9 protein-coding genes are annotated in these 11323 nt (G+C 60.3%); 4 read left to right on the top strand and 5 right to left on the bottom strand.

All coding sequences use genetic code 11. The features are described 5' to 3' along the window. Positions 1-151: 151 nt before the first annotated feature. On the bottom strand, positions 152-1684 hold the full coding sequence (locus tag MO767_RS18085) for an AhpA/YtjB family protein (RefSeq protein ID WP_282481602.1): 1533 nt from the start codon (positions 1682-1684) through the stop codon (positions 152-154). Positions 1685-1819: 135 nt separating this feature from the next. Here MO767_RS18085 and serB point away from each other — a divergent pair, with 135 nt between their 5' ends. Further along, positions 1820-3034, top strand: a complete 1215-nt coding sequence (gene serB, locus MO767_RS18080) for a phosphoserine phosphatase SerB (RefSeq protein WP_150656647.1) — start codon at positions 1820-1822, stop codon at positions 3032-3034. A 143-nt stretch (positions 3035-3177) separates the two neighbouring features. Here the strand turns inward: serB and MO767_RS18075 are convergent, their stop codons facing one another. Continuing rightward, positions 3178-4956 carry a molecular chaperone gene (locus MO767_RS18075; protein WP_282481601.1) on the bottom strand — a complete coding sequence of 593 codons (1779 nt, stop codon included), beginning with the start codon at positions 4954-4956 and terminating at the stop codon, positions 3178-3180. A gap of 199 nt (positions 4957-5155) precedes the next feature. Here MO767_RS18075 and MO767_RS18070 point away from each other — a divergent pair, with 199 nt between their 5' ends. Then, complete coding sequence (locus MO767_RS18070) at positions 5156-5557, top strand: lectin OAA (RefSeq protein WP_282481600.1); 402 nt, start codon at positions 5156-5158, stop codon at positions 5555-5557. A 211-nt stretch (positions 5558-5768) separates the two neighbouring features. Here MO767_RS18070 and asd read toward each other — a convergent pair whose 3' ends face one another. The 3 genes from asd to MO767_RS18055 are packed head-to-tail and all read right to left on the bottom strand — an operon-like array spanning position 5769 to position 9044. Next, the gene (asd, locus tag MO767_RS18065) at positions 5769-6629 is read right to left on the bottom strand and encodes an archaetidylserine decarboxylase (protein ID WP_046045706.1); all 861 of its coding nucleotides are present in this window, start codon (positions 6627-6629) and stop codon (positions 5769-5771) included. An 18-nt stretch (positions 6630-6647) separates the two neighbouring features. Then, positions 6648-7463, bottom strand: coding sequence for a rhodanese-like domain-containing protein (locus tag MO767_RS18060; protein ID WP_134419803.1), 816 nt, complete (start codon positions 7461-7463; stop codon positions 6648-6650). A gap of 42 nt (positions 7464-7505) precedes the next feature. Next, complete coding sequence (locus MO767_RS18055) at positions 7506-9044, bottom strand: HDOD domain-containing protein (RefSeq protein WP_282481599.1); 1539 nt, start codon at positions 9042-9044, stop codon at positions 7506-7508. Positions 9045-9210: 166 nt separating this feature from the next. On the opposite strand from MO767_RS18055, the gene motA reads away from it, so the two are divergent. Both motA and motB read left to right on the top strand, forming a co-directional pair. Then, on the top strand, positions 9211-10062 hold the full coding sequence (gene motA / locus MO767_RS18050; protein ID WP_282481598.1) for a flagellar motor stator protein MotA: 852 nt from the start codon (positions 9211-9213) through the stop codon (positions 10060-10062). A 3-nt stretch (positions 10063-10065) separates the two neighbouring features. Then, on the top strand, positions 10066-11100 hold the full coding sequence (gene motB / locus MO767_RS18045; RefSeq protein WP_282481597.1) for a flagellar motor protein MotB: 1035 nt from the start codon (positions 10066-10068) through the stop codon (positions 11098-11100). The last annotated feature ends 223 nt before the right edge of the window (positions 11101-11323 follow it).

Below are 11323 nucleotides of genomic sequence, written 5' to 3'. Positions count from 1 at the left end.
GCCGCAGCGCGCGCACGCGCGCTCCCACATTGGATCGCTGGCGTACACAAGGTCCCTGTGGGAGCGAGCTTGCTCGCGATGAGGCCCGAGCAGGCAACAAAAAAGCCCGCAGACGATTACTCGTCTGCGGGCTTTTTCCTGGCGGGGCTATTTACGCCCGGCGCTCATGCATCCGCGCCAGTTGCCGCTCGAGCATCGACGGATAAGGCTCCATCAGTCGCTCTACGCAGCAAGCGCCTTCCGGGCTGGCGATCGGTCGGATCCGTGCGCGCTGGCGGATCAGCGCGTCGTCACCGATTTTGCGCTCCACCAGCAGCAGGTTACGGCTGTGTTGCGACAGGGCCAGGGCATCCTGAGCGGTTTCGGTCAGCAGCAGATCGATCTGGCTCAGGCCGAACAGCTCGTCACCCAGGGTCAGGCCCAGTTGCAATTGCAGGGTGATGCCGCTGTCGGCGACTTCGATCTGCAACTGATGGCCCAGAGCCCGCAACAACTCACCGCAACAGATGGCATTGGTCAGGTAGTCATCGCCGCTGTCTTCGGTATGGAACAGCATCAACGTACTGCCATCGTTCAGGGTGTGCAGCTCGCTCTGGTAGAGCGAGGCGGCCTGATCGAGGCAGTCGCGATAGCGTTTGAGCAGTTCTTCCAGTCGTGTGCGGGGCAGACGACGCAGCTGATCCTGAGCGCCCAGTTGCACGGCCAGCACCGCGCTGTGCTGCGGCACGTTCGATAGTTGCGGTTTGGCTACCGGTTTCGGCGCGGTCGACGCTGATTCATCACGCAGGTCGGCAAATGCATCGTCGTCATCATCGTCTTCAACGGTGCTGACAATGCGCCGTGGCGCAGGTTTGAGGCCGGCCACAGGCTTGGATTCATCGAAACTCGGGTCACGCAAATTGCGCACTTCGAAGGTTGGCTCGTTATCGTCCGGGTCTTCGTAGTCGCTTTCGTCGTATTCAGGCTCGGGAGCGGGTTCCGGCTCGGCGGGCTCTGGCGCGAAGTCGGCGTGCAGCTGGCGAGCCAGATCGCCGATCTCGTCCTGACGCTCGGTGGCCGGGGTGTATTCGTCGATATGGCGCAGCCACACCCGCAATTGCAGCAGCGGCGTGGAGATGTGCCGACCTAGGCGCAGGCTCAAGGCCAGGGACAGCGCCAGCAGAATCGCGCTCAAAATGCCCATGCTTTGCAGGCTGATGGTCATCGGCTGCTGGAACTGATCCATGTCCAGGCTGATGCGCAGTTGCCCGGCGGTCACATCCTGGAAAGTGATCTTGCTCTGGTACATGCCTTCGGCTTCGCCCAGCAGGCTGTGCTTGGGGCGCTGACCGGCTTCGGCGAGGATGCGGTTATCCACGCTGTAGATGGCAGCGTGAGCCACCAGCTTGTTTTTGGTCAGGTTGTTGAGCAGCACGTTGAGGCTGAGGATGTCGTTGGACACCAACAGCTCCGTGGCGGACGTGGCAGTTTGCGTGGTCAGGCTTTCGCCCAGCGCATCCGCCTGCTCGTGCATGGCCTGCTTGAACTGCAAACCCATCACACAGGCATAAATCACCAGGGCCAGAGCGACCAGGATCACGTTATGGCTGGCAATGCGCAATGCAATCGGTACACGGCGGTGGCGCAGTGCACGGAAGATCAGCAGAAAGAAGTTATCGGTTTTTACTGGCGTGGGCCGGTTCACTTGAGCTCGGCTCTTTTGTCCGTGAAGTTGACGCGCAGTATAGCGACAGGCCCTAGACCGTCAAAGCGCTCACGGTGCCCGATGGTCACTGAAAGTGGGTAGAATGCGGTTTTTTTCCACCTGCGGGGGTGCGCCTTGCGCGAAATCGTCCTGATAAACATCACGGGAGTCGACCGTCCGGGTCTGACTGCAGCCATTACCGGCGTTCTGGCCCAGGGTGGTGTGAACATTCTCGACATTGGTCAGGCGGTGATCCACGACACCTTGTCGTTCGGCATCCTGGTTGAAATTCCTGACACCGAGCAAGGCAAGTCGGTGCTCAAGGACATCCTGTTCACGGCTTACAAGCTTGATCAGCAGGTGCGTTTCACGCCGGTGTCCGAAGAGGATTACCAGCAGTGGGTTGGCAATCAGGGCAAGAAACGCCACATCGTGACCCTGCTGACCCGCAAAGTGACCGCCGGGCAATTGCAGGCCGTGAGTTCGATCACCGCCAAATATGGCCTGAACATCGACCACATCGATCGTCTGTCCGGGCGTATGCCGCTGGACACCCCGGCCGATCAGGGCAAGGGCTGCATCGAGTTTTCCGTTCGTGGTGAAGCGGCTGATCCGCAAGCGCTGCGGGCCGAATTCCTCAGCGTCGCGCAGGAACTGAACGTCGACATCGCCTTCCAGGAAGATTCGCTGTTCCGTCGTAACCGCCGCCTGGCGGTGTTCGACATGGATTCGACGCTGATCGAAGCTGAAGTGATCGACGAACTGGCCAAGGCTGCCGGAGTGGGCGATCAGGTATCTGCGATCACCGAGCGGGCGATGGCCGGCGAATTGGACTTTCGCGCCAGCTTCAAGGAGCGCCTGGCCTTGTTGAAAGGGCTGGACGTCAGCGTGCTGGATTCCATCGGCGCCTCCCTGCGTCTGACCGAAGGTGCCGAAACACTGTTCGCCGAACTCAAGCGTCTGGGCTACAAGACCGCCATCCTGTCGGGCGGCTTTACCTACTTCGCCAAGCAATTGCAGGCCAAGCTGGGCATCGACTACGTGTTCGCCAACGAACTGGAAGTAATAGACGGCAAAGTGACTGGCGTGGCGGTCGAGCCGATTGTTGATGCGCAACGCAAGGCGGATCTGCTGAAGGAACTGGCGCACAAGGAAGGTTTGCGTCTGGAGCAGACCATTGCGGTCGGCGACGGCGCCAACGATTTGCCGATGCTGGCGATTGCCGGGTTGGGCGTGGCGTTCCGTGCCAAGCCGCTGGTCAAGCAGTCGGCGAAGCAGGCGATTTCCACCCTTGGGCTGGATGGCGTGCTGTATCTGCTGGGTTTCCGGGATCGCGACGGGCAGCTCTAAGTATTGTATTGACTAAACTGGCCCCTTCGCGAGCAAGTCGGATCGCCGCACCGCCGCTCCCACATTGATCTCTGTTCGACGCAGATCCAGTGTGGGAGCGGGCTTGCTCGCGAAGGCCGCATCACGGTCTTACAGATTCACCCTCAAAGTGTTTTCCACAACGAATCAAAATCGTCCTCAGCGCCGCTCACCGCGGCGTTGTCGTTTTTGGCTACCTCCAGTGGACGGTAGGCGAACTGATTGAAACTGTTGGTGCTCGCCACCCGCCGCTCCAGCCCGACCCGGTGTTCCTCGCCGTGGGTATTGATCATGACCTTGTTGCCCTCCTGAAAGGGCAGGCGCGGCGCGAGCAAAGTGGCCGGCTGGTCGATGGCACTGATTTGCGGCAGCAACAGGCCGCGCAGGTATTGGCAGTGGTTATCACGGGTGCGCACCAGTTGCAGGCCGCAAGGCTCGGCGTAGGGCGCAACCTGCTCGATGCCCATCTGCGTGCCACCGCCGCGCACCTGGCGGATCCAGCGCACCACCGCGATGCTCCAGCCCTGACCGGCAGAATCCTCGATACCGACCATCTCACCCGCCTGTAACTCGGTCGGCACAGCGGCGGGCCAGGCCAGGCAGTAACCGCCGGGGCTGTGATTGATCACTGACAGGACATGGGTCGGGAAGTGCTGATTGCGGTCGGATGCATCGTGGCTGTCGTCATTCTGAAGCTGCGGGTATTCGATCTCTTCGTAGGGCAATAGAGCGTCTGCATTGCCTTGGGGGGCGGCGTCGAAGGCCTGGTGCCATTGGTCCTTTTCCTGGCCGGTCGCTGACGTTACCGAAAATTGTGCAGGCCGGGCGCCGTGGTTTTTCAGGATGTCGCTGAATGAGCGTTGCCCACCCATATAAAAGTGCAGCGCGCTCATGCCTATGCACAGGGTCAACGTGCCTTGGCCGACGGTGCGCTGGAAACTGCGTTCGGCAGTCTGGCCCCAGGCGGCATGAAGGTGTTGCAACGTATCCAGACTTAACCCTGCCGGCACGGGCAGTGGCGATGAGCTGTCGAGTTTCTGCAAATGCCCTTCGATGGCCGCAATCAGAGGCTGCGGATCGATCCCCAGCAAACTCTCCTGCTGCTCGGCCCGGAACTTGGTGCGGTAACGCGGCCCGGTGTCGAGGTCTTGCGCGACGGCAAACAGCCCGGTGGCCGGCTTGCCGGGTTGCAGTTTAATCCATTGGCTCCAGGGTTCCAGCACCTCGGCCACCCGGGCAATCTGGTGCTGGCGCAGTTGGTTGCAGCGTGAGGCGCCCAGCAGCAAGGCGACCACGTACGTCTGTTCGATGCTCAAGGTTTGCGTCTGGCTGGCCAGCTCATCGCGCAGGCTCGTGTGCTGGAGCCGGTGCGCGCAGGCGATCCGGTAGAGCTGATGCAGCTCCAGCCACAGGCCTTCCGGCACGGGGCAATAGAGTTTGGTAGCGCGAATCAGCGGCCCGTTCAGGCAATGGATCGCCCGTTGCAGCGCTTGGGTCAGCAGCGGCGCACGGTCCTTGCTGAACCTTGGTGTGATGCGCACCACGATCTGTTTATAACCAATGGCCAAGTGACTTTGCAGCGCCTGGCAGAGGTTGGCGATCTTGCGAGAGCGCTCGTCGAGGACAATCGACTGATGCAGGAAATGCTGCTCAAGGTGTTTGCAGACGTAATACGCCTCGGGCCGCAGCAGTTCGAGCAATTGCAGGCGATTGTCGCTGGGCGTGAGCAGCTGGTTGAGTTCGCTCAAGCCTTGATACAGCTGGCGAGCGGTTTCACCGATGTTGGCTTTGGGCAGATTGGCGATCCAGCGCTTGAGATCGCGCGGGGTGGCTTCACAGAACGACAGGCGCAACTGCGTCGGGATCGGGGCGCGTAGCAGGAGGTGGGGGCTGGTCTCATTCATGCCGTGGAAAAACTCCAACCGGTAATTGGGCAGTGAATAACCTGACTGTAGCAGCTATGGATTTCTACCGTTTGTCTGTCAGTCGAGTGCCATCCGGGCGTACTACTAATCTGACACTCGTGCGACTGGATACGCACAGTCGTACGGCCTGCTGCCTACACAGGGCAGGTCTCTTTGTAACTTCAAGGAGATGAAGTTTATGTCTAGATATGTAGTGGCAAATCAATGGGGCGGTAGTTCGGCACCCTGGCATCCGGGCGGAGACTGGACGCTAGGCGCGCGGGACAACCAGAACGTTGTCGCGATCGAGATCAAATCGGGCGATGGCGGGAAGAGTTTCACCGGCACCATGACGTATGCAGGTGAAGGTCCCATTGGCTTCAAGGCTCAACGCACGAGCCAGAACCATTACAACGTTGAAAATCAGTGGGGCGGCAACGATGCCCCGTGGCATCCGGGTGGCAAATGGGTCATCGGAGGCCGGGATAATCAAAACGTTGTGGCGTTGAGCGTGACCTCCAGTGATGGAGGGAAAAACCTCAGTGGCACCAATACCTACGCCAACGAAGGGCCGATCGGCTTCCGCGGACAGATAGAGTAACGGCACCACCGAGTGGCATCCGCCCCTTCGAAGACGTTCGAAAGGGCGGATCAATGGTTAATGCCGGTCAATTAAGAACTTGAATACCACAACCCAATGTGGGAGCGAGCTTGCTCGCGATTGCGTTCTTACATTCAACACCTGTGCTGGCTGCCAGTCTGCTATCGCGAGCAAGCTCGCTCCCACAGGTTCTGTGCCTTGGCTGAAGGGATCAGGCTTTTGCCAGGCCCATGCCCTGGCCCATCTGCACCGGTGAACCGGCCGCCAGTTCTTCAGCCCACTTCACTTGATCAGGCCCGAACAGCACGACAGCGGTCGAACCCAGTTTGAACCGACCCAATTCTGCACCTTTCTCCAAATGGATCGGTGCACGGGCGGCTTCGTCGTAGCGGAAGGTTTTCAGCTCGCGTTTTGGCGGAGTGACCAGCCCGGCCCAAACGGTCTCGATCGACGCAACGATCATCGCGCCCACCAACACCACGGCCATCGGCCCGCGCTCGGTGTCGAAAATACACGCCACACGCTCGTTGCGGGCGAACAGTTCCGGAACGTTTTCGGCGGTGGTCTGGTTGACCGAGAAGATCCGGCCCGGGATGTAGACCATCTCGCGCAGAGTGCCGGCCAACGGCATGTGCACGCGGTGGTAGTCCTTCGGCGACAGATAAATAGTCGCGAAATCACCGCCCATGAACGGCGCAGCGTTGGCAGCGTCGCCGCCCAGCAATTCCAGCACGCTGAAGCTGTGGCCCTTGGCCTGGAACACGCGACCGTGTTCGATCGGGCCGAGTTGGCTGACCGCACCGTCGGCCGGGCTGAGGATCGCGCCTGGCGTCTCGTCCAACGGGCGAGCACCGTCCTTCAAGGCGCGAGTGAAGAACGCATTGAAGTGTTCGTAGGCGGTCAGGTCTTCGACCAGTGCCTGCGACATATCCACCTGATAACGCTTGGCGAACCAGGCGGTGAAGGCGTTCTTGAACCAGCGCACGCGGCATTCGGCAATGCAGCCGGCCAGTCGCGACAGCAGGTGATGGGGCAGCAGGTATTGGCTGAGGATAAACAAACGCTTATTCATTAACTGTCCTTAAAAACCTTAAATCTCTACGGGCGTATCGGGGTGGTTGCCCCATTCGCCCCAGGAACCGGCGTAGCCTTTGACCCGCGGATAACCGAGGGATTTGGCCACCAGATAGGTGAAGCCAGAACGGTGGTGAGTCTGGCAGTGGGTAATCACTTCTTTGTCTTTGCTGATCCCGAGTTTTTCCAGGATCTGCGGCATGTCGGTACGGATGCGCAGGTTGCGCGCCTGATCCATGCCCGCGGTCCATTCGAAATTGACCGCGCCGGGAATGTGCCCGGCCTTGGCCGCCAGGACTTTCTCGCCGGAGTACTCCAGCGGCCCGCGCGCGTCCCAGATCGCCAGGTCGGCAGCACCGAGACGGCTTTGCAGGTACTCGCGGGTGGCGGTGGGTTCATCATGCAGGGTCAACGCAACCGGGCCGCCAACCGCTGCCGGGATCTGGATCGACATAGGCAAGCCTTCTGCCAGCCAGGCCTTCAGGCCGCCATCGACATAGTGGTACTTGCTGTGGCCGATAACATCCAGCAGCCAGATAAAGCGCCCGGCCCATCCGCCGCCTTCGTCGTCATAGACGACGTAGACCGCATCGGGGTTGTGTCCCAGCTCACCGAACAGCGCTTCGAGTGCCGCTTGCGGCGGCATCAGTCCCGGCGCAGGTGCGTGACCGAGTTGCGTGCGTTTCGGATCGACAAAACGCGCGCCGGGGATATGCCCTTCGGCATAGCGGGCGCTGCTGGTCAGGTCCACCAGAATCAGATCGCGAGCGTCGAGACGGGGGAGCAAGTCGCTCGGCTCGATGACCAGCGGCAAGCCAGAGAAGTCAGACATGTGAGGTCTCCAGAACACAAAGGGGAGGATTGTAGCGCAGCGTCATTGGCCGCGGTGGCTAAAGCTGTGCAGTGCCTTTTCGATGCACTGCGCGGTTTTACCGAAGGCTTGCACGGTGATTTCCGAGAACGGCCCGCCGCCTTGATCCGCCACCACAATCATGATCACCCGACCATTATTGACCAGTGAACGCAGCAGCAAGTGTTCGCCGCCGAACTGTGAGCGCAGGCTGGCCGGCAACAGGGCCGAGAATTGTGCGTAGTTGGCCGGTGTCAGGCGCACCTGGGCTTGTTGCGAGAGCAGGCGTTGCAGCAAGGTGCTCTGGCTGACGGCGAAATTCAGACCGGCCACTTCTTTTTGCAGCCCGGCCGTCTGGTGCACTCGCAGATTGTCATGGGGGCGGTCGGCCATCAGGATCATCACCCGACGCATGCCGCACGCGACCAAAGCGTCCCGGGCAGACGTGGTCAAGTGCATGGCATTGGTGAAGCGACTTGGCTCGACCAGCAACTCGGCACACTGTCTGCGCCATTTCGCCAGGTCTTCGGCAGTCGGCGCCGGGGCCGGCAGCAAGCCTGCGTGCACGCGGTTCATACCCCATGGCCAGATCAGTGAAACGGCCGGGTGCCAAAGGTCTGGCATGGCGTGATGGCGGGCGCTGTTGGCGGCCTGTTGGTGCAATTGCTGCTGCACTTCGTCCATCGGTATTTGCAGGTAAAGGCTGGTCAGGTACTGCCAGCGTTCACTGTGCGGACTGTCCCAGGCCTGTTGCGCCGATAGCGCAAGACCGTTGGCCAGCAGCACCGTATTGGCCGGTTGATTGAGCCAGCGACGCAGGGTCGGATCGTCGTCGAGGCGGTTCTGCTGGCGCAATGGATGATCGCTGTCGCGTGCGATGCGCAGCACTTTCACCAGCTCACGCTGCTCGTTGAGCAGCAGCCGATAACCCTGCTGCACCCAGATCGGCAGGCGCCAGATGTCCACGAGCGCCAGGCAGATATCCAGCAGGCGAGCGCCGAACAATTGCTTTTCGACTTTGCGCGCCGACTCGCCTTTATGGATAACCCGCAGCTCCCACTCTTCGAGCAACTGCGGATGAGTCAATGCCATCGGCCAGAGCGGCGAGAGAAACAGCAGGCTGCCCCAGTGGATGTCCTGCCACAGCCGCGCCAGGCGACTGGCGAAAAAACCGTTGGCCTGTTGGGTCGCGTGCTGGCTGATCATCTGCAGCTGACGCAGGGCCACCGGAATGTCTAACTGAGGTTCGGCGGGCAGGCGGGCGAGCAGTTCTTCGGTGCGCTTCAAACCGAGGCGATTGATCGCCACCTCAAGGTTTTCCGCAGGCTCGGTCATGCTGCCATGGGTGTGGCGATTGGCTTCGCGAATCACGCTCAGGGCCAGCGCCGGGCTGTCCTGTATCAGTTCGGCGATATCGCGCAAGGAGCTGCGACTGTTGGCGATGGCCTTGCAGACACGGTCATGACTGGCTTGCGGAACCGGTAGGCGCACGCCATCGAGAAGCTTGACCCAGCCTTCGAGAGTGGTCGGTTTTGGAGTTGGAACGTTCGTTTCGTTAGCCATGGTTGGACGCGATCATCGCCTGCATTACCTATGCCCGGAGCGGGCCAAATTGGCTTTTCGCCTGAACTGGCTATAGTCTGGCGCAGTTTTGCCGATAAGTAGAAGAAGAGATTTTTTAACTTCCGAATATGACCTTGAACCCGACTCAGTAAGTGCTCTCCTACCTATGGCTAAAATAATCGGCATCATCGTCGTATTCGCGAGCGTACTCGGCGGATACGTGCTCTCCCACGGCAAAATTGCCGCCCTGATTCAGCCCTTCGAGGTGATGATTATTGGTGGTGCGGCACTCGGTGCATTTCTGCAGGCCAACCCCGGTTACATGACCATGCACGTGCTCAAGAAGTCCTTGGGCATGTTCAGTTCGCGTTTCAACCACACGTTCTATCTGGAAGTGCTGGGCCTGATCTACGAGATCCTCAACAAGAGCCGCCGCGAAGGCATGATGGCCATCGAAGGCGACATCGAAGATGCCGCTGCGAGCCCGATTTTCGCCAAGTACCCGACTGTACTCAAAGACGAACGCATGACCGCCTTCATCTGCGATTACCTGCGCATCATGTCCTCCGGCAACATGGCTCCCCATGAGCTGGAAGGCCTGTTCGACATGGAACTCTACAGCCTCAAGGAAGACCTGGAACACCCTGCCCACGCGGTGAACGGCATTGCCGATGCCATGCCGGGTTTCGGTATCGTTGCGGCGGTACTGGGTATCGTGGTGACCATGGCTTCCCTGGGCGAAGGCGACCAGAAATCTATCGGTCTGCACGTGGGTGCAGCCCTGGTCGGTACCTTCTTCGGTATTCTCGCGGCATACGGCTTCTTCGGCCCATTGGCCACTTCCCTGGGCCACGATGCCAAGGAAGAACTGAACGTCTACGAAGCCATCAAGGCCTCGCTGGTCGCTTCGGCGTCCGGCATGCCGCCGTCGCTGGCGGTAGAGTTCGGCCGCAAGGTTCTGTACCCGGCGCACCGTCCTAGCTTTGCTGAGCTGGAACAAGCGGTCCGCGGTCGCTAAGTCATGGAAAATAACCAGCCGATAATCATCAAGCGCGTCAAGCGCATCGCCGGCGGGCATCACGGGGGCGCCTGGAAAATCGCCTTCGCGGACTTCGCGACGGCGATGATGGCGTTCTTCCTGGTGCTGTGGCTGCTGTCCACCGCAACGCCTGAACAGAAGATCGCCATCGCCGGTTACTTCAAGGACCCGGTCGGCTTTTCCGAAAGCGGCACGCCGTACATCATCGACCTGGGCGGCACACCGACCCTGGCGCCGGAGAACACCCTCAACCCCGAGGTGAAATCTCAGCCGCAGCCGGACAAGGTGACCATCGACGCCGAGCAGGTTGAAGGCATGGCCGAGCAGGTCGAGAAGGAACGTCTCGAGTTGTTGCTGCAAGAACTGCAGACCAAGGTCGAAGAGAACCCGCAGCTGAAGAAATTCAAAGACCAGATCAGTTTCGAAATCACGCCTGACGGTTTGCGCATCCAGATCGTGGACGCCGAAAACCGACCGATGTTCGACTCCGGCAGTGCCCGTCTGAAGCCGTACTTCGAAGACATCCTGCTGGCCATGGCCGACACCATTAAGGCGGTGCCGAACAAGATCAGTATCAGCGGCCACACCGATGCCAAGCCGTACACGGGCACCGGTGACTTTGGTAACTGGGAGCTTTCGGCCAACCGTGCCAACGCTGCCCGTCGTGCGCTGGTCGCGGGTAGCTATCCGGATGCACAGGTGGCGCGCGTCGTCGGTTATGCCTCGTCGGCGTTGTTCGATCGCGAGCACCCGTTCAATCCGGTCAATCGCCGTATCGACATTATTGTGCTGACCAAGAAAGCCCAGCGTGCCATCGAAGGTTCGCAAGGTGCGGAACCGGCTCCAGAACCAGCGCCGACGCAAGGGCAGGGCGGACCGGGCGAAGTGCCCGCCACACCAGCCGATCCGAATGCGTTGCCGGCGGATAAAGAGCCGTTGCCGGCGCATGAGCTTCGCGAGCGGTTGAATCTGTTTGATAATCCGGCGCCGAAACCGGGTGAGCCGCCGAAGCAGTGACCACAAAAAAGCCGACAGTGATGTCGGCTTTTTTGTGCCTGTCGTTTGTGCGTCGGGAGATTGCCTGCGGTTCATTGAGCGCCGATCCCCCGTTGGGAAACGTCCTTCGTGGGTTGGGGACCGTTCCTACATCTATCCGATAATCCCCTTGGTAGGGTGCTCGCCAATTTCGCGTGCACAGACCATGGACGGTTTGGACATCGCGCTTCATCTCCTCTTTGCT

It is taken from the genome of Pseudomonas sp. UYIF39 (assembly GCF_029963765.1).
In the GTDB taxonomy this organism is placed as follows: Bacteria; Pseudomonadota; Gammaproteobacteria; order Pseudomonadales; family Pseudomonadaceae; genus Aquipseudomonas.
The sequence above is the reverse complement of the archived record's forward strand: the minus strand, read 5'-3'. Positions and strand labels throughout refer to the sequence as shown.

What these genes read in the sequence shown, in the direction of transcription:
- MO767_RS18075 (WP_282481601.1), bottom strand. Translation starts at nt 4,956, where the DNA reads ATGAATGAGACCAGCCCCCACCTCCTGCTACGCGCCCCGATCCCGACG.
- MO767_RS18070 (WP_282481600.1), top strand. Translation starts at nt 5,156, where the DNA reads ATGTCTAGATATGTAGTGGCAAATCAATGGGGCGGTAGTTCGGCACCC.
- asd (WP_046045706.1), bottom strand. Translation starts at nt 6,629, where the DNA reads ATGAATAAGCGTTTGTTTATCCTCAGCCAATACCTGCTGCCCCATCAC.
- MO767_RS18060 (WP_134419803.1), bottom strand. Translation starts at nt 7,463, where the DNA reads ATGTCTGACTTCTCTGGCTTGCCGCTGGTCATCGAGCCGAGCGACTTG.
- MO767_RS18055 (WP_282481599.1), bottom strand. Translation starts at nt 9,044, where the DNA reads ATGGCTAACGAAACGAACGTTCCAACTCCAAAACCGACCACTCTCGAA.
- motA (WP_282481598.1), top strand. Translation starts at nt 9,211, where the DNA reads ATGGCTAAAATAATCGGCATCATCGTCGTATTCGCGAGCGTACTCGGC.
- motB (WP_282481597.1), top strand. Translation starts at nt 10,066, where the DNA reads ATGGAAAATAACCAGCCGATAATCATCAAGCGCGTCAAGCGCATCGCC.